This is a genomic window from Streptomyces lincolnensis, from assembly GCF_021173675.1.
GTDB classification, from domain to species: domain Bacteria; phylum Actinomycetota; class Actinomycetes; order Streptomycetales; family Streptomycetaceae; genus Streptomyces; species Streptomyces lincolnensis_B.
In genome coordinates this window covers 14,915-33,803 of sequence record NZ_JAIHON010000002.1, presented here as the reverse complement: position 1 = coordinate 33,803, position 18,889 = coordinate 14,915, and the positions used below count along the sequence as shown (strand labels likewise).

Annotated in this window: 18 protein-coding genes; 6 read left to right on the top strand and 12 right to left on the bottom strand. The window is 72.4% G+C overall.

Translation table 11 applies throughout. From position 1 onward, the window contains the following. Nucleotides 1-216 precede the first annotated feature (216 nt). Nucleotides 217-942 carry an FAD binding domain-containing protein gene (locus K4B79_RS03745; protein ID WP_232024790.1) on the top strand — a complete coding sequence of 242 codons (726 nt, stop codon included), beginning with the start codon at nt 217-219 and terminating at the stop codon, nt 940-942. 87 nt (nt 943-1,029) lie between these two features. After that, a complete protein-coding gene (locus K4B79_RS03740) occupies nt 1,030-1,215 on the top strand; it encodes a hypothetical protein (RefSeq protein WP_232024789.1) in 186 nt (61 codons plus the stop codon). Nucleotides 1,216-1,258: 43 nt separating this feature from the next. Here K4B79_RS03740 and K4B79_RS03735 read toward each other — a convergent pair whose 3' ends face one another. From K4B79_RS03735 to K4B79_RS03715, 5 genes are all read right to left on the bottom strand, one after another. After that, complete coding sequence (locus K4B79_RS03735; protein WP_232024788.1) at nt 1,259-2,659, bottom strand: FAD-dependent monooxygenase; 1,401 nt, start codon at nt 2,657-2,659, stop codon at nt 1,259-1,261. Further along, a complete protein-coding gene (locus K4B79_RS03730; RefSeq protein WP_232024787.1) occupies nt 2,652-3,839 on the bottom strand; it encodes an MAB_1171c family putative transporter in 1,188 nt (395 codons plus the stop codon). The genes K4B79_RS03735 and K4B79_RS03730 overlap by 8 nt, the downstream gene beginning before the upstream one ends. Continuing rightward, nucleotides 3,839-4,447 (bottom strand): toxin, encoded by a 609-nt coding sequence (locus tag K4B79_RS03725; RefSeq protein ID WP_232024786.1) that lies wholly within the window; start codon nt 4,445-4,447, stop codon nt 3,839-3,841. The genes K4B79_RS03730 and K4B79_RS03725 overlap by 1 nt, the downstream gene beginning before the upstream one ends. Next, nucleotides 4,444-5,055 carry a hypothetical protein gene (locus K4B79_RS03720; protein ID WP_232024785.1) on the bottom strand — a complete coding sequence of 204 codons (612 nt, stop codon included), beginning with the start codon at nt 5,053-5,055 and terminating at the stop codon, nt 4,444-4,446. Before K4B79_RS03720 ends, K4B79_RS03725 begins: the two co-directional genes overlap by 4 nt. Nucleotides 5,056-5,188: 133 nt before the next feature. Beyond that, nucleotides 5,189-6,148 carry an SDR family NAD(P)-dependent oxidoreductase gene (locus K4B79_RS03715; protein ID WP_232024784.1) on the bottom strand — a complete coding sequence of 320 codons (960 nt, stop codon included), beginning with the start codon at nt 6,146-6,148 and terminating at the stop codon, nt 5,189-5,191. Nucleotides 6,149-6,283: 135 nt separating this feature from the next. Between K4B79_RS03715 and K4B79_RS03710 the strand changes: the two genes are divergently transcribed. Beyond that, nucleotides 6,284-7,144, top strand: a complete 861-nt coding sequence (locus tag K4B79_RS03710) for a helix-turn-helix domain-containing protein (protein ID WP_232024783.1) — start codon at nt 6,284-6,286, stop codon at nt 7,142-7,144. A gap of 1 nt (nt 7,145) precedes the next feature. Here K4B79_RS03710 and K4B79_RS03705 read toward each other — a convergent pair whose 3' ends face one another. From K4B79_RS03705 to K4B79_RS03695, 3 genes are all read right to left on the bottom strand, one after another. Then, nucleotides 7,146-7,805 (bottom strand): YceI family protein, encoded by a 660-nt coding sequence (locus tag K4B79_RS03705; protein WP_232024782.1) that lies wholly within the window; start codon nt 7,803-7,805, stop codon nt 7,146-7,148. Between the two features lie 161 nt (nt 7,806-7,966). Continuing rightward, nucleotides 7,967-9,559, bottom strand: coding sequence for a solute symporter family protein (locus K4B79_RS03700; protein ID WP_232024781.1), 1,593 nt, complete (start codon nt 9,557-9,559; stop codon nt 7,967-7,969). Further along, a complete protein-coding gene (locus tag K4B79_RS03695; protein WP_232024780.1) occupies nt 9,553-10,005 on the bottom strand; it encodes a DUF485 domain-containing protein in 453 nt (150 codons plus the stop codon). The genes K4B79_RS03700 and K4B79_RS03695 overlap by 7 nt, the downstream gene beginning before the upstream one ends. Before the next feature lie 564 nt (nt 10,006-10,569). On the opposite strand from K4B79_RS03695, the gene K4B79_RS03690 reads away from it, so the two are divergent. Then, complete coding sequence (locus tag K4B79_RS03690) at nt 10,570-11,349, top strand: carbonic anhydrase (protein ID WP_232024779.1); 780 nt, start codon at nt 10,570-10,572, stop codon at nt 11,347-11,349. A gap of 53 nt (nt 11,350-11,402) precedes the next feature. On the opposite strand, the gene K4B79_RS03685 is transcribed toward K4B79_RS03690, so the two are convergent. Then, nucleotides 11,403-12,557, bottom strand: coding sequence for an EamA family transporter (locus tag K4B79_RS03685; RefSeq protein ID WP_232024778.1), 1,155 nt, complete (start codon nt 12,555-12,557; stop codon nt 11,403-11,405). A gap of 67 nt (nt 12,558-12,624) precedes the next feature. On the opposite strand from K4B79_RS03685, the gene K4B79_RS03680 reads away from it, so the two are divergent. Beyond that, nucleotides 12,625-13,155 carry a CGNR zinc finger domain-containing protein gene (locus tag K4B79_RS03680; protein ID WP_232024777.1) on the top strand — a complete coding sequence of 177 codons (531 nt, stop codon included), beginning with the start codon at nt 12,625-12,627 and terminating at the stop codon, nt 13,153-13,155. A 48-nt stretch (nt 13,156-13,203) separates the two neighbouring features. Here the strand turns inward: K4B79_RS03680 and K4B79_RS03675 are convergent, their stop codons facing one another. Then, nucleotides 13,204-14,091, bottom strand: coding sequence for an arginase family protein (locus K4B79_RS03675; protein WP_232024776.1), 888 nt, complete (start codon nt 14,089-14,091; stop codon nt 13,204-13,206). A gap of 394 nt (nt 14,092-14,485) precedes the next feature. Here K4B79_RS03675 and K4B79_RS03670 point away from each other — a divergent pair, with 394 nt between their 5' ends. Beyond that, the gene (locus K4B79_RS03670) at nt 14,486-15,661 is read left to right on the top strand and encodes an alanine--tRNA ligase-related protein (protein ID WP_232024775.1); all 1,176 of its coding nucleotides are present in this window, start codon (nt 14,486-14,488) and stop codon (nt 15,659-15,661) included. Between the two features lie 41 nt (nt 15,662-15,702). Here the strand turns inward: K4B79_RS03670 and K4B79_RS03665 are convergent, their stop codons facing one another. Further along, nucleotides 15,703-18,069, bottom strand: coding sequence for an ABC transporter permease (locus K4B79_RS03665; RefSeq protein WP_232024774.1), 2,367 nt, complete (start codon nt 18,067-18,069; stop codon nt 15,703-15,705). Further along, a complete protein-coding gene (locus K4B79_RS03660; RefSeq protein WP_232024773.1) occupies nt 18,066-18,758 on the bottom strand; it encodes an ABC transporter ATP-binding protein in 693 nt (230 codons plus the stop codon). The genes K4B79_RS03665 and K4B79_RS03660 overlap by 4 nt, the downstream gene beginning before the upstream one ends. Between the last annotated feature and the right edge of the window lie 131 nt (nt 18,759-18,889).

Below are 18,889 nucleotides of genomic sequence, written 5' to 3'. Positions count from 1 at the left end.
ATTATGTACAACCCGGCGGGGCCTTGATGCGTCCGCGACGGCCGTTGGCGCTCCCCGGGGGAGGCGACCGCGCGTAAGGGGCGCACGGGACGAGGAGTTGAGCCCTGTACGCGCCCCCGACCGCCCGGAGAGAATGCGCCATGTCGTGATCACCTGGCCGAGGTGTCCCCGCCCCCCTCCCCTCGGCCGGCTCTCCGGAAAGGCAGGTCACTCGACGTGCTGTTGCGTCTGCCCACGTCCGTGTCCGAAGCGCAGCGGTGCCTGGCCGAAGGGGCGGTGCCGATCGGGGGCGCGACGCTCGTGTGGGCCACCTGGCAACGGGACGGCTTCCCGGAGCAGGCGATGTCCCTGCGCGAACTGCCGGAGGCCACCGTCGTCGAGCGCGAACTGCTGGGCGGTGCCGTGGTGTTGAACGAGCTCGACGACCGGATGCCGGAGGTGCTGCGCCGGGCGGCGGCGACCGTGGGGACCGGTGCCGTGCGCCGGACGGCCACGGTGGGGGGCAACATCGTCGGCAGCACGCTGCGGTGTCTGCTGCCCCCCGCCCTCGTGCTCGGCGCCCGTGCCACGGTGCTGGAGACCGACCGGGTGCGCGAGACCGACTTCGCCGAGGTCCTGGCGAAACGTCACCTCATCCTCAGTCTGCGGTGGCGCGATCCGATCGTCAGCGGATACCGCAAGCTCGACGCCGAGGCGGGCGGGCCGCCGCCCCTCGTCGTCGCCTCCGCCGTGCACGCCGGTGACGACGGCGGGCCCCGGAGCCTTCGGGTCGCCGTCCGCGACGGCTACGAGGTGGTCGGCGACGGTGTCGCGGCCGAGGGCGGGACCCGGCAGGTGCTCGACGCCCTGCGCGGCACGGCGGTCGGCACGCTGCCCTCCACCGCGTGGGACGCGGTGAGCGAGCAGGTCACCGACGTGCTGGCGCGCGCCGCGAACGGCTGAGGGCCCTGCCGGCGGCGACGGATCGCGGGCGCGTACAACCTTCCCGCGTGGCGATCGGTCGTCCCAGGCGGCAAGAGGTTGTGGCCAGTGATCTCGATCGACCTGCGCGTGGGCCCGACCGGCACCGGCGCCGCCGCGCCGCGCCTGTCGCCGTCGTATCCACAGCTGACCTTCGACGAGCACCCCGCGCTCCTGGTGCCGGGAGGTGACGCGGGCCATGTCGTCGTGCAAACCGGGAACCGTCCCGTGCTGCGCTCGGTCCCGCTTCCCTGACCCGCTCCGGCGCCGCCTCCCGCCCCGACGGACCTGGCGACGGTCAGGAGATGGCCGTCTTCCGCTCCGACTCCGACAGCGGCGGCCCCTGGAGGTGCGGTTTCCTCGGGCCGAAGAGCATCGGGATCAGCATGTCGGGCGAGAAGAGGCGGGTGGCCGGCTTTTCGAGGCTCATCACGTCCAGGAGGGCGCCGAGGGCGCGGGGGTTGCGGGCGCCGGTGGCGACGGCGTGGTCGACGTAGCGGGCGAGGAGCCGCTCGGTGGCGGTGGGGGGCGTGGTGGCGGCGCCCGGGTAGAAGGCGTCCTGTCCTACGGCCAGGTCCCAGGCCGCGGCGACGGGGCGGACCGCGGCGCGCTGGAGGCGGCGGGCGGTGCCGGGGGCGGTCAGGAGGGTGGTGCGCAGGACGTCGCGGACGGCGAGGGCGCACTGGGCGGCGACGCTCAGGCCGTGGCCGTAGACCGGGTTGTAGGCGGCCACGGCGTCGCCGAGGACGGTGAAGCCGTCGGGCCAGCGCTTCATCTTCTCGTAGTAGCGGCGGTGGTTGGCGGTGGAGCGGGTGGTCGCGACGTCGCCGATCGGCTCGGCGTCCTTGAGGAGTTCGCCGATGACGGGGTCGCCGAGGCCGAGGGCGAAGGCGATGAACGCGTCGGGGTCGTGGGTGGGTTCGCCGCCCCGGGTGCCGGCGAGGGTGACGATCCAGCGGTCGCCCTCGATGGGCAGGATGATGCCGCCCTGCCCGGGCGCCTTGGCGGGGTTGGCCTGCACGTTGACCAGGGGGAAGCTGATGCCGGTGGCGGTGCCGGGGGCGCGGAAGAGGCGGGTGGCGTAGGCGAGCCCGGAGTCGACCTGGCGTTCGGTGACCTTGGGCAGGCCGAGATCGGCGAGCCAGTGAGGGGTGCGCGAGCCGCGGCCGGAGGCGTCCACGACCAGGTCGGCGCTCAGGGTGGTCTCGGTGTCTCCGGTGCGGATGCGGACACCGGTGACACGGGCGGCGCTACCGGTGAGGCCGAGGACGGCGGTGTCCTGGCGCAGGGTCACGCGCTCGTCGGCCAGGACGCGGTCGCGCAGGACGTGGTCGAGCAGGTCGCGCGAGCACACCAGGTTGCGGTGGTGGGTCGCGGTGAAGCGGCGGAACCAGATCTCGTTCGGAGCCCTGGAGACCATGTCGCGCATGATGTGGACGCGCCGGCCGCCGCTGGCGACGATGTCGCCGACGAGACCCGGCAGCAACGCGTCGAAGGCGCGGGCGCCGCCGCTCCACACCAGGTGCGCGTGCCGGGCCTGCGGAACGCCCCGGCGCGGACGGGGCCCGTCGGGCAGGACGTCGCGTTCGACGAGGGTGACGTCGGCGAACTCGGCGAGGGCGGCCGCGGTGAGCAGACCGGTGGCGCTCGCGCCTATGACGACCGCGACGGGCCGGCCGGTGGTGGATCTGTCAGGCATGGGCGTTCGCGCTTTCTGTGCTGGTGACCCGCCGGCGGATCCGGTCGAGGCGGCGGGGACGGACGAGGGCCTGGGAGATGGCGTCGAGGTGATCGCTGACGCCGGTACCGATCTGCGCGGGCCCGTCGGCGGTGTGCGGGGCCCGGCGCCGGAAGGCGTCGATGGCCGTCTGGAGGGCGACGGCACCGGCGATGCCCCGGGCCCTCGCCTCCGGGTGCCGGTCGGCGGCCGCCGTGTACACGCGCCGGTAGAGCCCGTGGTCGTAGTACGGGCCGAGCAGGCGCAGGGCGTCGTGGATGCGCTGCTGGCGCTGCAACAGGCGCAGGTCCAGCGGGGCCAGGAAGCCGAAGCGGGCCGGTGCCGCGGCCGGCCCCAGGACCCGCACCGCCCGCCACAGCGGGCGCAGCCTGCGGTAGTCCCGCTGGTCACGGAACCACCGGATGAGGAAGGGGCCCGCCTGGGGGGTGATGAAGCCGAGGGCGACCAGGATCGCTTCCAGGAGCGCGAACGGCGGCGCCGCGCGGGTGCTGAAGAAGTCGAGGTCGCCGCCGGACCAGCGGGCGCCGATGGCGGTCAGTTTCGCGGCGTCGAAGAGGAGACCGGAGGCGTTGCCGAGCTGGAGGAGGACCACCCCCGTCTTCAGCCAGCGGTTGCCGACCTCGGGGAACCACTTCCACAGCATCCAGGCCGAGACCAGCGACGACACCATGTGGGCGGAGAGGTAGAGCAGGATGTGCTCGCGCATCCACGGCGTGCTCGCGTAGTAGGTGTCCAGGTCGTAGATGCGCGGCTCGGGCACGTCGGCCGGCAGGAACGTCACCCAGAGGCCGACGACGATCCCGGCGTAGATCCAGTAGATGCGGCGGATCCGGCGGCGCCGCCGCTCCGACGGCTCCTCCCGCCACCGCATGATCATGGTGAGGCCGGTCGCGCAGAACGCCGTGAGGAAGGAGTAGGCCCAGGGGGAGGCGATGTTGGGGACGCCGGTGAGCCTGTTCAGCCGGTCGATGTTGACCGGGGTGATGACGACGAGGACGGCGGTCGCCCAGGTCAGCAGCAGGGTGGTGGCCCGTACATCGGGGTCGCGCCAGGCGCGTACGAGCGTGGAGAACTTCAGGACGAGCGCGAGGGCCAGCAGGGCGGTCGGCAGGGCGTAGGGGATCTGGACGTCCAGGCTCATCAGAGGATGCGTCCGCCCCGGTCCAGGAGCGAGAGGTTGATGCGGCCCTCGACGGTCGCCGTGTTGACCGGGCCCCGCGCGTAGCGTCCGGTCATCCAGGTGCGGACCTCCCGGCCGAAGAGCAGCCCGAAGGTCTCCGCCTGCACTTCGTGCTCGTCGGCGGAGTCCGCCCGGGCCGCCGCGGTCATGATCGCCTCGACGGGGACCTGCTCGGCGGCCAGGACCTGTTGGGCGGCCCGCCGCAGCGCCTCGGGGGTCTGGTCGACGGGCCGGGCGCGGGCCGCGGTGGGCAGGCCGGCGATGTGGTGCCCGCAGTCGCCGTGTTCCTCGTGCCACAGCTCGTGGCCGAGAATGACGAGCTGGGCCTCGGGGACCATGCTGTGCTCGACGACCACGACGGAGCGGTCCCCCAGGTCCAGGCGCAGGCCCGAGACGGGGACGTCCGGCGGGAACGCGCGGAACACCAGCTGGATCGGGCGTCCCTTGCGGACGCTCATCGCGCGGCAGAACTCCTCCATGACGGTCTTCGGCTCGGCCGGCCGCCGTACGGTGGTGGCCGCCTCCGCGCCGAGTTCGGCCAGTAGGGACTTCATCGCCTTCGCGCTCATCGGTGAGTCTCTCCCTCCGCGGGCAGCACCGACCGCAGTACTCCCTCGAGGACCCGTTCGAGCTGGTCACGGGTGATCGATCCGTGCGACCGCAGGTCCGCTCCGCTGACGCCGTACCGGTCGAGCAGCGCCTGCACCGGGTCCTGTTCGCTCTGTTCGAGGCGGCGCAGGGCGGGCAGCAGGGCGCGGTGGAGCGCCTCGTCCGCGGAGGCGGTGAAGAACGCCTCCCCGCCCTCGACGTCGAAGAACCGGACCAGTCCGTGCAGGAGCTCGACGCTGGGCATCTTCCGTCCGTCGCACACCTGGCGTGCCCAGTAGTCGGAGACGCCGAGGGACCGGGAGATGTCGGCGGCGAGGTCGGACATCCGTTTGCCGCTGCGCGCCAGATAGCCCTGGGCCAGCGTGTGAATGCGCACCCGCACCCGGTCGTTGACCGTGTCCTCGGGGACCGCGCCACCGCGCAGCAGCGTCAGGACGGTGTGCTCGGGCAGGGCCGTCCGCGCCGCCAGGTCGGCCGGATCCAGTACGGCGGACCGCTCCAGTCCCCGCTCCGCGATCAGGCTCTCCAGGCGCTGCAGCGTCCCGGGGAGCCGGACGGAGAGCTCCACCGATGAACTCCTCGGGATTCAGGGGCCGTTATGGACTGCGCGGCACCCTACGCGTCTCGCACACAACTCTCAACGATCGTTTACCGGCCACAAACGATCGTTGCGGCGCGTTCTCGCCCGTGGTGCGGGACAGTCAGCCGGTGCGGGCCGCGGTGAGCCGTTCGGCCGCCTCCCAGAGGTCGCCTTCGCGTCGCGGGTCGTAGGACTCCTCGGACGAACGGGCCACGCGAGCGCGGTCGACGTAGGACCCGGTCGCCGCCTCGGTGCGGCCGAGGACGACGTCGGCGAGGAGGCGGCCCGCGGCGGCGCGGCCGGTCGCGAACGGGGTGAGGGTCAGTGCCGGCATGATCCGGCGCATCGCGAACCGGGCGAGGGGACCGGCGTCGCGGGCCAGGTCCGTGCCGGGGACGAAGCCCGGGTTGTGGGCGACGACGTCGATGCCGGCCGGCAGCCGGCGGGCCAGCTCGTGCACGAGGTGGAGTGCGGCCAGCTTGCTCGTGGAGTACGCGGTGCGGCCGGCGACCGTGGTGTCCGGGCGGGGGAAGGCTCCGGTGCGGGCCAGCACGTCCGGGGACCGCCAGGCCGGGCCGGGCACCATGCCCAGGTTGTGCCGGAAGTCCCCGAAGTGGGTGTCGCTGACGGTGATCACGACACGGGCGGGAGCCGTGAGGCGGTCCTGGAGCAGGCGGACGAAGAGGTGGTTGGCGAGCACGTTGACGGTGAAGGTGGCCTCCAGCCCCTCGGGTCCCCGCGTCAGCGCGTTCGTGTACTGGATGCCCGCGTTGCCCACGAAGCCGTGCAGGGGCGGGAGTTCACCGCGGTCGAGCCGCTCGCGGATGTCGGCGGCGGCCGAGCGGACGCTGTCGAGCGAGGCGAGGTCGGCCGCGACGTGCGAGACCGCGTGCCCGCCCGCGCCGAGCTCCGCGGACAGCCGTACGCCCGAGTCGGCCCGCGCCACCACGAGCAGGTGCGTGTCCGGCGCGGCGGCGAGGATGCGTTCTGCGGCGGCGCGGCCGATCCCGCGACGCGCGCCCGTCATCACGAGGGTGTGCCGCGCGGGGTGGCGATGCCGGGTGGACCGGGCGTGCTGCATGGGTGGCTCCTTCGGGGGTCGGACGTCGAACGCGCCCCACGCTCGCCGTCTTCACTCCCCGCAGCCAGTGCCCTGCCCGTCACTGGGACCAGCAGTACCCAGGCTGGTCCCGCGCCGAGCGGCGAGAATGACCCCATGGCTGCTTCCCCCTCCGCCTTCGGGCCGCTGCTGCGCGCCTGGCGCGACCGCCTCTCCCCCGCCGACGCCGGGTTCACCGCCACGCCCGGGCGGCGCGCCCAGGGGTTGCGCAGGGAAGAGGTGGCTCAACTGGCCGGCCTGTCGGTGGACTACGTGCTGCGTCTGGAGCAGGGGCGGGCGAGGAACCCCTCGGCCCAGGTCGTGGCCGCCCTGGCGCGGACGCTCCAGTTGTCCCGCGATGAGCGCGACCGGCTGTACCGGAGCGCGGGACTGCTGCCGCCGCGGGACGGGACGGTCGACACCCATGTGCCGCCGGGTGTGCAGCGGCTCGTCGCGCGACTCGGCGACGTGCCGATCGGGGTGTTCGCGGCGGACTGGACGCTGGTGTGGTGGAACCCGTTGTGGAGTGCTCTGATCGGCGACGCCTCCGCGCTCCCGGTCTCCGAACGGAACCTGGCCCGCGCGCTGTTCGGCGACGGCATCGCCCATGCCGCGACGCTCGCCGTCCGGTCGGAGCGCGGTCCGGACGCCTTCGAGGCGTCGATCGTGGCCGATCTGAAGGACACCGTCGCCCGGTATCCCGCCGACGCCGGGCTCGACGCCCTCGTGCGGGATCTGAGGGCCACGTCGGAGGCCTTCGCCCGGCACTGGGCCACGCCGACGGGCGCCGCCCCGCACGCGACCGACCGCAAGACGGTCCGGCACCCGGCCGTCGGCGACATCCTGCTCGACTGCGACGTGCTCCTGGTGCCGGGCGCCGATCTGCGCGTGGTCGCCTACACGGCGGCGACCGGTACCGATGACGCGGACAGGCTCGACCTGCTCCGCGGCACCGGCGCCGGTGCGCACCGGGCGTAGCTCAGCCCGCGGGGGGCGTGCGGATCGCGGCGATGTCGAACTGCAGACGCACCTTCTCGCTCACCATGGCTCCGCCTTCGGCCAGCCGGGAGTTGTACGTCAGGCCCCATTCGGAGCGGTCGATGGTGGTGGTGCCGTCGAAGCCGACCCGTTCGTATCCGAAGGGGTCGGTGACGTGGCCTATGTACGTCAGTTCCAGGACGACGGGACGGGTGATGTCCCGGATGGTGAGGTCACCGGACATGCGATAGACATCGGCGCCCGCCAGATCCACGGACGTGCTCGCGAAGCGCATCCGCGGATAGCTCCTGGCGTCCAGGAAGTCACGCCCGACCAGATGCGCGTCGCGTTGCTCCACTCCCGTGTCGACACTGGCGGTGGACAGGATGATCTCGGCCTTCGAGCGGGCCGGGTCACGGCCGTCGAAGTAGAGACGGCTCTGGTATTCCGTGAAGGCACCGCGCACCGTGGTGACCATCGCGTGCCGGACCGAGAATCCGATCCTGCTGTGCGCCGGATCGATGGCCCATTCCCCGGTCAGAGCCGCCAGGGCCGGATCCGGCAGGACCGCGGTGGCGGCGGCGCCGGGCGCACCGGAGGGGGGACGGGGAACTACGGCGGGCTCCGGGCGGCGGAACGTGCCACGGCTGAACAAACTCATGATTCACCTAACTACTGCACGACGGTTGCCCCCGGCAAGCCTTGATCAGACATTAAGGCTTTTCGCGTCCGCGCGGCACAATGTGCATACCTCTCCCCCATCATGACGGAACGAAAGCTCCACATTCCCGCCACCCGGTTCTGAGAATCGAATCCGCTCGACTACTCCGCTCCGACGAGGGTGCGGACCTCGAAGTCCTCGTAGTTCTGCGGTACTTCGGGACGACCGAGCACCGAGCCGAGCCAGCCGAGAAGGAAGCCGGCCGGGATCGAGACGATTCCGGGATTCTGCAACGGGAACCAGGCGAAATCGACGTTCGGATAGAACGAGGCGGGAGTGGAGGACACGACGGGCGAGAACACGACCAGCAGGACCGAGGTCGCCAGCCCGCCGCAGAGGCTGAGCAGCGCGCCCTGTGCGGTGAAGCGCCGCCAGAACAGGGTGTAGACGAGCGTCGGCAGGATGGCGGAGGCGGCGATGGCGAAGGCGAGGAAGGCCAGCGTGGCGGTGTTGGTGCCCCAGGAGACCAGGGCGAGCAGCATGCCGAGGACACCGATGACGACCGCGGCGAGCCGGGCGACGGCCAGTTCCTCCGTCTCCTTCGCCCTGCCCTTGCGGATCACCGCACCGTAGAGGTCGTGGGCCAGGGAGGTGGCGGCGGCCAGGGTGAGGCCGGCCGCGACCGCCAGCAGGGTGACGAAGGCCAGGCAGGACAGCAGGGCGGTCAGGACGGCACCGCCCAGGTCGTGGGCGAGCAGGAGGACGGCCGCGTCGCCCTTGCGGTCGGTCTCCGCGATGGTGTCGCGGCCCACGATGGCGGTGGCACCCAGGCCGAGGATGCCGGCCGCCAGGCAGACCAGGCTGACCAGGCCCGTGGCCCAGACCACCGAGGTGCGCAGGACGGCGCCGGACTTCGGGGCGAGCAGCCGCATCATCACGTGCGGGAGGGCGGCGAGGCCGAGCACGATGGCCAACTGGAGGCTGAAGAAGTCCAGTTTGTTGGTGGCGCTGCCGCCGTAGCGCAGTCCGGGTTCCAGGAACCTGGTCCCCAGGCCGCTGTTGTCCGCCGCGGTGCCGAGCAGCGCGCCGACGTTCCAGTCGAAGCGGTTGAGGACCATCACGGCGGTCACGGTGACGCCCGAGATCAGCATGACCGCCTTGACGATCTGGATGAACGTGGCGCCGGGCATGCCGCCGATCGCGGCGTACACGATGACGATGGTGCCGATCACCACGACGCACAGCAGCCGGGTGTTGGCGCTGGGCTCACCGGTGAACTGGGTCAACAGGGCGACGCTGCCGACGAGTTGGGCCACCAGGTAGAGAGTGGTGATGGTCAGTGTGCACAGGGCCAGGGCGATCCGTACCGGTCGCTGCATCCGCGACAGCCGCAGGGCCAGGGTGTCGCCGAGCGTGAACTTGCCGGAGTTGCGCAGGGGTTCGGCGATCAGCAGCAGGACCGTCATCCAGGCGACCGCGGTGCCGCAGAGGTAGAGCAGTCCGTCGTAGCCGGTCAGGGCGACCAGCCCGGTGCTGCCGAGCAGGGTGGCGGCCGACAGGTAGTCCCCGCACATCGCCAGCCCGTTGCGCAGCGGGGACATGGTGCGGTTGCCGAGGTAGAACTCGCTGATCTCGTCGCGTTGCGGGGCCGTCAGCAACGCGGTGAACAGGGTGACCACGACGACGGACAGGAAGAGCAGGAGCGTGAGTTGCAGGCTGAGGCGGTCCACGACCGCGGCGCCGGTGGTCACCATGTGCGGAAGTCACCACCGCGGGGGTCGAAGGGGCCGCGCGGGGCCGCGGGCGCCTGTTCGGCCGCTCGCACCTGTTCCACGGCCTCCTGCTGGCGGGCGAGGCCGCGCAGACCGCGGGCGATCGGCGTGACGTGGGTACGGGTGTGCACGAGATAACGCCAGACGATCACACCCATGATCACGAATTGCCCCAGCCCGAGGGCCAGGCCGAGAGTGAGGTGACCGGCGAGGGATTGGTTCATCAGAGCGGGAACAAAACTGGACAGCAGGACATACGTCAGGAATCCGCCGACGGAAACGGCCGTGGCGCGCACTCCGAACCGCCGATGGGCGTGCCGGAGGGACTGATATCCAGGATCGCGCGACACCGTCGGCCGCTCGATGTGTTCGGGGGAATTCTCGGCGTACGGCGGCGGCCCGCCGAGCCGCGTGGAGTGCCGGGACACAATGCACCTTCTTCGCTGCTTCGCGCCGCGCATCCGACTGGTTCTCTTCACGAGCAGCCGATCTCCCGGCGTGCAGGCGCGTGAAGATACGCCGGAGTCATGCTCTGTGCGGACTTCGTGGGGGAATGGTGAAGATGAAATTCGGGCGGGTTCTGAATTTCTGGGGACGGTGGGCCCTGTTCGGCGACCGGTCGATACGTCGGTGGGTGACGACGTGACCGGGAGTGGGGATTGTTGCAGCGCCTCCATTGAACTATCAACCGGCGTGACATTTCCCTTCCTGACACTGACTCATTCACACGCTTCGAGATCCACGGTCGGCGCGCCACGACCTGCGAAAAGACCCACGCCGGGAATAGGTCTGCACCTTTTCCCCGGTGAGGTTGTCTCAAATGCAGTGCACAACTTCAGCGCGTCACGACAGGTGACGGACCGTCAGAAAGGTCAAGGAGGCCCCGAGGAGAGACCAAGGGAAACCCAACATCCCGTCATGATTGCCCCTTGCCGTGCCATGGTTCGGCAACGTGAAGGATCGGTGACGGACCCGGTCATACGTTCCTCTGCGTGAACTCTGAAGACACCCCCCTCAGATCCGTCCGTCTCGCGCCGACCGCCCCCGCCCGCCGCACACTCCTGCGTGCCGGACTGACCGGGGCCACGGCCCTCGGTGCGGGCGTCGCCCTCGCCGCCCCGCCCGCCTCCGCGGCCCCCGCCGCGCGACCCCGGCCCGACGCTCCCGGCAAGCCCGCTCGCCCCCGGCCCACCACCCCCGAGGAGGCGCTGCGCGAACTGGCGGCCGGCAACCGCCGCTGGCGCGCCTACCGCGAGCAGCACCCGGACGAAAGCCCCGACACGCGCCGCAGCCTGACGACCGGTCAGCACCCCTTCGCCCTCGTCCTCGGCTGTGTCGACTCCCGCGTACCGCCCGAGCTCGTCTTCGACCAGGGTCTCGGTGATCTGCTCACCGTCCGCAGCGCCGGGGAGGTGCTGGACGAGGCCGTGCTCGGCAGCGTCGCCTACGGCGTGCTGGAACTGGCGATACCGCTGGTCCTGGTGCTCGGGCACCAGTCGTGCGGTGCCGTCCGCGCCGCCGTCGAGGCGGACGTCTCCGGCGAGCAACTGCCCGCCCACATCCAGTACTTGGCCGAGCAGATACGGCCGGCCATCGACCGTACGAAGGAGGGCGACGCCCGCGTCGACGCGACCGTCGACGCCAACATCCGGGCCGTACGCACGCGGCTCGCCGCGGAACCGGACCTCGCCGCGCAGGTGACGGCCGGGAAGCTGGCCATCGTCGGGGCCCGCTACGAACTGACCACCCAGCACGTCCACCGCATCGGCTGACCCTCTCCCCCGAGACGAGGCGGCGGCCGGCCCCGGCGGCCCGCGCACCACGGTCAGTCCGGCAGGGCCCCTGGTGCGTCGGGTCCCCGACGGGACGCCCCGGCCGGCCGTCGCCGCACCGTCTTGATCAACTCACCGTCCAGCAGGACGACCTGGCACCCGCACCCGGCGACGCAGTACTCGACCTCTCCCGCGGAGGTGCGGTGGCGCGACAGCAGCGTCCACCGCCAGGACTCCCCCCCGGTCAGGCCACCGCAGACAAGGCAACGGTCGTCGTCGGCCGGGGACACTCCGCCCGACACCGCGACGGGCCGAGCGACAGGCCGCGCGGCGGGGCCGTCGACCGGTCCGGCCGTGTGCCGGGTGGACCAGGCACCGACGAGGACGATCAGGGCCATCGCGGCCATCTGGCGTCCCGTCAGTTCCTCGTGCAGCACGAGGTATCCGATCCCCGCGCCCATCGCCGGGCCGAGGGCGAGCAGCACCCCGAAGGCACGGGTGTCGATGCGGCGCAGCACGGTCATGTCCAGCGCGTAGGGCACGAGCGAGGACAGCACCGCCACCGCCAGCCCGGTCCCCAGGGCCGAGGGGTGGGCCGCCACCTCCCGGCCGCCGGTGAGCGCGGCGACGGGCGTCAGCAGACAGGCACCGCAGGCCAGCGCAACGGCCAGCCCGGTCCAGTCGGGGAACAGCCGGCCCACCCGCCGGTTCAGCAGCACGTATCCGGCCCGGCACAGCGCGGCGGTGCCGCCCAGCACCAGGCCCACGGCCGGCAGGGAGGCGCCGGGGGTCGCCAGCAGCAGGACACCGGTGAGCGCCAGCACGGCCGCCAGGACGTGCGCCGCCCGGCGGGCGAGCAGGATCGACAGGGCCAGCGGGCCGAGCAGCTCCAACGTGGCGGCCACGCCGATCGGCAGGTGCTCGATGGCCTGGAAGTACGTCAGGTTCATGGCGGCGAACACGACACCGAGCAGGCTCGCCGCCCGCCACTGCCGACGCGTCAGCGCCCGCGGGCGCGGCCGGACCAGCACCCAGAGGATCACGGCGGCGAAGGCCAGGCGCATCCCGGCCATCGCCGTGGGCCCCACCGTCCCGTAGGCGTTCTTGGCCACGGCCGCACCCGCCTGGAGGCTGAGCACCTGCCCCAGGATCAGCACGGGCGCCGCCGCGACACCGCGTCCCGCGGCATGGATGGTCTGAGCCGACATGGCTGCGCCGCCCCCTTGGTCGTCCCGGCTGCTGTACCCCGCTCCCCCACGGTGATGTAATCACCTTATGCATTTCAACCATTACGGCGGTGAAGGTGCCCGGCTCGCCGCCGACCTGGCCAACCTCACCGCCCCCGCGGCCCCGGAGCAGCTGCGACCGGTGCTCGCCGGACACGGGATGACCCGTACGGTTCTCACGCCGGAGCAGGCGCGGGAGCTGTGGGCGTGGAGCCGCCGTCTGATCCCGTGCTTCGGGCCCCAGGACCTCCAGGGGCGGTGCGAGGCGGTCAACGCCCTGCTCGCGGACGCCTCCAGCAGCCCGTACATCTCCCTGCACACGGACCTTCCGCACCTGCACTACACCGCGCCCGACGCGGACGCCGCCGCCCATGTCAGGGCCGTCACCGCGGCCGGGCTCGCCCATGTGATCTGCCACGCGGGTGCCGACCGGCTCGGGCGGTGCGCCCGCGAGGGCTGCGGGCTGGCGTTCGTGGACACCTCCCGCAACGGCCGGCGCACCTACTGTTCCGTGCGCTGCGCCAACAACGACGCCGTGGCCCGGCACCGGGGCCGCCGTCGGGCCGGGCGGGTGTCGTGAGGGGGCACCGGGACGTTCCCGGTCAACTCCCCGTCACAGCCGCCCAGTTCAAGCGCCCGGACCCGCCAGGGCGCCGCGCAGACACCCCACCAGCCGGGCCGCGATCCTCCCGTCGGGGTCCAGCCGAGGGTTGAAGATCGTGACGTCGAGGCCGACCGCCCGCTCGTCGAGGACCGCCAGACGCAGCACGCGCTCCAGCTCCGCCCAGGTCAGCCCGCCCGGCAGCCGGTAGTCGACGGCCGGCATGACCGCGTCGTCCAGGACGTCGACGTCGAGATGCACCCAGTGACCGGTGCTCGGCCCCGAGGCGAGCCGTCCGAGGGCGTGTCGTGCCGCCTCGGCCGCGCCCAGGGCCCGTACGGCGTCCAGGTCGAGCGTGTGCAGGCCGGGCGGCAGGGTCTGCATCCCCGCCCGCGCGGACTCCGCGGTGTCACGGAAGCCGAACGCGACGACGTCCTCGTCATGGAGCAGGGGGCCGCGGCCTTCGAGGTCGGTGAGCGGTCGCGGACCGCGGCCGGTGGCGAGGGCGAGTTCCATCGAGGCCACCTCGCCGTTCGGCTCGGCCGACGGCTGGTAGAAGTCCGTGTGCCCGTCGAGGAACAGCAGGCCGTACCGGCCGCGCCGGCGCAGGGCGAGGAGATTGCCGAGCAGGATGCTGCAGTCCCCGCCCAGCACGAGGGGGAACAAGCCCTCGTCCAGCGCCTCGCCGACCACGTCCGCGAGCTCGACGGAGTACCGCGCGATGCCGTGCGGATTGAGGACCCCGGTCTTCTCGTCCCGTCGCGGGTCGTGGGCGGGCGCTTCGACCCGCGCCGACCTCGCCACCGGGAGGCGGTGCGTCAGCCCGGCCGCCAGCAGCGCGGTGGGCAGGTGCTCGACGCCGGTGGGCCGCAGCCCCAGCACCGACGGCGCCTCGATGACGGCCAGCTCCCGCACGCCTGTCGCCTCCTTCGTCCGCCGGACCCTCCGCGGCCGGCACGTCCCAGAATCCGCCCGAACCACCGCGGCCGGCACTTCCCAGAATCCGCCGGAATCACCACCACCGCACCGCAGTCGCCGCCACCGCACCGCGATCGCCACCACCGCATCTCAGACGCCTCCGGCCGAAAACCAGGAGACGCCCCCGACCGCCACCCCCTACTGTTGATCTCATGGAGGTCACCCCGCACACCCACACCGCAGCCGCGCGAGCGACCAGCTCGCCGGCTGCCGATGCCTGACCTCTCCTCTCCCCCGGCGGCCGGAAACGGATCGCCGGTGCGGTGCCTCACCTCTGTCGCAGTCTGTTCCGGCGGTTCGTCCCGGTCCCACGACCCGAAGGAACACCGCCATGGACACCGACCGCGTCATCCGCCTCTTCACCGACTTCTACCGCGACCGCGGCCACCACCTGATCACCGGCGGCACCCTGCTGTCCCCGCCCTCGGACCCGGTGCTGTTCACCACCTCCGGCATGCATCCGCTCACCCCGTACCTGGAGGGCCGGCCCCATCCGCTGGGCCGCCGCCTGGTCAACCTCCAGCGCTGTCTGCGCACCACGGACATCGACGAGGTCGGTGACTCCACGCACCTGACGGTGTTCGAGATGCTCGGGTCGTGGTCCCTGGGCGACTACGACCATCCGCAGAGCCTGCGCTGGGGCTACGAGCTGCTGCGGGAGGGATTCGGCGTACCGCACGAGCGGCTGTACGTCACGGTCTTCGGCGGCGACGACCAGATCGGCCCCGACGACGAATCCCTGCGCACCTGGCAGGAGTTGGGCCTCCCCGTGGAGCTGACGCGCGAGGAGAACTGGTGGTCCAACGGGCCCGTCGGCCCGTGCGGCCCCGACTCGGAGATCTTCGTGTGGACCGGTGGCGACGACACACCCCCACAGGGCACGCCCACCACCGATCCCCGCTGGGTCGAGATCTGGAACCACGTCCTCATGGGCTACCGCCGCCACGAGGACGGCGGCCTCCACCCGATGCCGCGGCCGAGCATCGACACCGGTATGGGCCTGGAACGGCTCGTGACCGTCCTCCAGGGCCGCGACTCGGTCTACGACACCGATCTGTTCGAGCCCTGGACCCGTGCCCTGCCCCTGCTGTGGGACCTGGACGAACGCTCGCTGCACCTCCTCTGCGACCATCTGCGCTCGTGCGTCGCCGTCATCGGCGACGGCGTCCGGCCGTCCAACACCGGACGCGGCTATGTGCCGCGTCGGCTGATCCGCCGTCTGCTGACCTCGCTGTGGCACGGCGACCCCGGCCGTACGCTGTCCGACCTTCCCCCGGACCTCATCGGCCACACGCTGGACCACTTCGGCCAGTCCCTCGGCACCGGCCCGGTCCGTGACGTGCTGCTCGACGAGGAGCGGCGCTTCCGCGGCCTCCTGGAGCGCGGGCGCCGTCTGCTGTCCCGGCCCGAGTACCAAGGGCCGCTCAGGGACGAGGACTTCGCCCACCTCCACGACACCCACGGTCTGCCCCGCGAACTCGTCGTCGGTCTGCGGGACCTCCGGTGAGCACGACCCTCGGTGAGCGGGGCCTTCGGTGAGGTGGTCCGCTACTCCGTGCGCAGGGCCGTCGCCGTCCGGGACCTGGCCGCCCAGCTCGCCGGGAGGAACGCGCCGAGCAGGGCGATGAGGATCCCGCCCAGGCCGAGCAGCACCAGTTGGGGCAGGTCGTACACGTCGAGGACGGACGGGGGCAGATCGGTGCCGGCGGCGTGTCCCATCACCGGTAGCACGTAGCCGTGCAGCGCGAACCCGGCGGGCACGCCGAGGAGACCGCCTAGTACGCCGATCCCGGCCACCGAGGCGAGCACCAGGCCCACAGTCTGCCGGGGTGACATGCCGAGCGCCTTGCACACGCCCAGGTCGTGGACGCGTTCGCGGGTGTCGAGGACGACGGAGTTGAGCACGCCCAAGCCGGCCACGGAGACCAGCATGAGGGTGAGCAGCGCCGCCATCGACTGGAGGATCAGGGCGAAGTTGTCCCGTTCGGAAGGGGAGTTGGCCATGGCGTCGCCGCCCAGCGGACGCAGCGCCGCGGCCAGCTTCCCGGCGTACTGTGCGGGATCGACGCCGTGGTCCACCTCGATGAGGTAGACCTGGGGCCGGGCCGACGGGAAGTCGGCGAGGTCCGCGTGGATCTCCAGGGAGTCGTCCGAGGTGTCGAAGGCCTCCCCGACGATGCGCAGGGTCCGCGTGTCCTTCCGGAGGGTCACGTTCACGGTGTCACCGACCTCGGCTCCGGTCGTCTCCAGGAACCGTGAGGGGACGACCACCTGCCCGGGGCCGGTGAGCCAGTGCCCGGAGATCATCTGGTAGGCGCCGTGGCGGAAGTCGCCCTGGTAGAGGGCGGCCCGCACCGAGCCGGACACGCCGTCGGCCGTGGCCTCCTCCTGGGTCTTGCCGTAATAGGAAGCGGTGCCGGACCGGGCCTCGATGGCGGCCTGTGCCTGTGCCGGGTCGACGGACGGTATCTCGGACCCGCCCGTCGGCTGCGGCCCGCCGTGGGGTGAGGGCATGCCGGTGAAGGCGGTGACCGCGGCGCGGTCCTCGGGGTCCTGGGCGCTGCCGACCTCGCTCAAGGAGGCGGTCAGTCCGACGGCGAAGGTCGCCGCGACCGTGCCGAAGGCCACCGCGAGCAGCATCGCGAGCGCGCGGACCGGGTGGGCGAAGGGGCTGGCGAGGCCGTAGGTGACCGCCCGGGGCAGGGGCAGTCGTCCCGCGGCCCGATGGGCCCACCGGCCGCGTCCGGTGCGGGGTGCCCGGCCCACCGCGATGGCCTCGACCGTGCGCAGCCGACCGGCCCGCAGGGCGGGGATCAGCGCCGCGGTCCCGACGACGAGCAGCGCGCCGGCCGCCACCACGACGTCCACCCACCAGGCGACCGACAGGGAGGCCGTGCCGTACGCCCGCTCGGTGTCGGCGAGGAGCGGTACGGCCAGCAGGTTCCCGAGCACGACCCCGAGCGCGATGCCCGCGCCGGCCGGGATCAGGGCCTGGGCGACATAGGCGCGCACGACCTGGCGCGGGGTGAAGCCGATGGCCTTGAGGATGCCGATCCGACGCAGACCGACGCCGACCGCGCCGCTGATCACACTGGCGACGATGATCACCGACATGACGATGCCGAGCACACCGAAGGCGATCAGGAACGGGATGGTCGGCGCCGCGCCCTCGTCGGCGGACCGCTTGGCGTCCAGGTAGGACTGGGTGCCGAGCAGCGCGCCGGACGGCAGGGCGGCGGCGAGCGCCGTCCGGTACGCGCCGATCTCCCCTGTCGAGGGTGCGGGGTCGAAGCGGTAGAGCAGCTGGCTCGTGAGCGGGGCGTCCTTCGAGGCCAGCGACCTGACCTGCGCGGGCGTCGCCCAGGCCGCGGCCGTCTCACTCACCGAGGTGGCGAAGCCGACGAGGGTCAGGGCCGGGCTGTCCGCGGCCTCCGAGATCCTCAGTGTGGAGCCGAGTTCGAAGGCGGGTCCGATGAAGGACGTCCCGAGCACGATCTCGCCGGGTTTCGTCGCCCAGCGGCCCTCGGTCAGGTCCAGGTGGTCCACGTCGGCCCGCGGTCCGGACCTGCCGGCCAGCAGCAGTTCCGGTGTCCGCCTGCCCTCCGCGTCGACCACATGGATCCGCGTCGCGGGGTACGGGCCCGCGGTCGCGGTCACACCGTCCAGGCGCGCGGTGTCCTCGATCCGGGCCGTACTCGCCTTGACCGGATCCAACTCGGCGGTCAGGTGCGCCCCGCGCTGCTGCGCGAAGGCGCGGTCGAAGGGAGCTTCCGCGGCGACCATCAGGGACCCGGCGACCACGGCCGCCGCCACCGCCATCATCGTGGCCACGGCGATCACCACGGTCTGCACCCGTCTCCGGCCCACTCCGGACCGTACGACCCGGCCGAGCGCACCGGCACCGGAGCCCCTCATCGGACGGCCTCCGTCCGCGTGTCGAGGGCGAGGCGTCCGTCGACCAGATGAATCGTGCGGCTCGCGCACGCCTCGGCCAGCGCCAGGTCGTGGGTGACCAGCACGAGGGTCTGTCCCCCGCGGTGCAGGTCCACGAGCAGCTCGCGCACGTCCTGGCCGGAGGCACTGTCGAGGGCCCCGGTCGGCTCGTCGGCCAGCAGCAGCGCGGGCCGGTTGACCAGGGCCCGGGCCACGGCGACCCGCTGGCGTTCGCCGCCGGAGAGCCGGCCCGGGTAGGCGCGGGCGTGCCGGTGGATGCCCAGCAGTTCCATGAGCTCCCCGGCGCGTTCGGCGGCCCGGCGCCGTGGGGTTCCGGTGAGTTGGGCGGGGAGTCGGATGTTGTCGGCGACGGTGAGGTCGTCGAGCAGGTTGAAGAACTGGAAGACCATGCCGATCCGTTCCCGGCGGAACCGGGCCAGGGCGTGCTCGCCCATCCGGTCGATCCGCTGTCCGGACACGGTCACGGCGCCCTCGGTCGGCTTGTCGAGCCCGGCGACGAGGTTGAGGAGCGTGGACTTGCCGCTGCCGGAGGGCCCGGTCACGGCGAGGGCCTCGCCCTGGGCGACACGGAGGTCGAGCGGTCCGAGCGCGGGGGCGCCGGCACTGTCGTAGCGCTTGGCCACGCCCGTCAGTTCGATCACATGCGTCATGGGAAGGTCCGTCCTTGGGGATCGAGGGGCCCGTTTCGGTGCCGGCCCGGCGAAGGTACGGGCGGACGCCCGAGAGGCGCGTCGGCCGCAACACCGACCTGCGGCCCTTCGCGGGGAGGAGGCAGCGCCGG

Coding starts and splice junctions, on each gene's coding strand:
- K4B79_RS03735 (WP_232024788.1), bottom strand. CDS start 2,659: ATGCCTGACAGATCCACCACCGGCCGGCCCGTCGCGGTCGTCATAGGC.
- K4B79_RS03730 (WP_232024787.1), bottom strand. CDS start 3,839: ATGAGCCTGGACGTCCAGATCCCCTACGCCCTGCCGACCGCCCTGCTG.
- K4B79_RS03725 (WP_232024786.1), bottom strand. CDS start 4,447: ATGAGCGCGAAGGCGATGAAGTCCCTACTGGCCGAACTCGGCGCGGAG.
- K4B79_RS03715 (WP_232024784.1), bottom strand. CDS start 6,148: ATGCAGCACGCCCGGTCCACCCGGCATCGCCACCCCGCGCGGCACACC.
- K4B79_RS03710 (WP_232024783.1), top strand. CDS start 6,284: ATGGCTGCTTCCCCCTCCGCCTTCGGGCCGCTGCTGCGCGCCTGGCGC.
- K4B79_RS03705 (WP_232024782.1), bottom strand. CDS start 7,805: ATGAGTTTGTTCAGCCGTGGCACGTTCCGCCGCCCGGAGCCCGCCGTA.
- K4B79_RS03700 (WP_232024781.1), bottom strand. CDS start 9,559: ATGGTGACCACCGGCGCCGCGGTCGTGGACCGCCTCAGCCTGCAACTC.
- K4B79_RS03685 (WP_232024778.1), bottom strand. CDS start 12,557: ATGTCGGCTCAGACCATCCATGCCGCGGGACGCGGTGTCGCGGCGGCG.
- K4B79_RS03680 (WP_232024777.1), top strand. CDS start 12,625: ATGCATTTCAACCATTACGGCGGTGAAGGTGCCCGGCTCGCCGCCGAC.
- K4B79_RS03670 (WP_232024775.1), top strand. CDS start 14,486: ATGGACACCGACCGCGTCATCCGCCTCTTCACCGACTTCTACCGCGAC.
- K4B79_RS03665 (WP_232024774.1), bottom strand. CDS start 18,069: ATGAGGGGCTCCGGTGCCGGTGCGCTCGGCCGGGTCGTACGGTCCGGA.
- K4B79_RS03660 (WP_232024773.1), bottom strand. CDS start 18,758: ATGACGCATGTGATCGAACTGACGGGCGTGGCCAAGCGCTACGACAGT.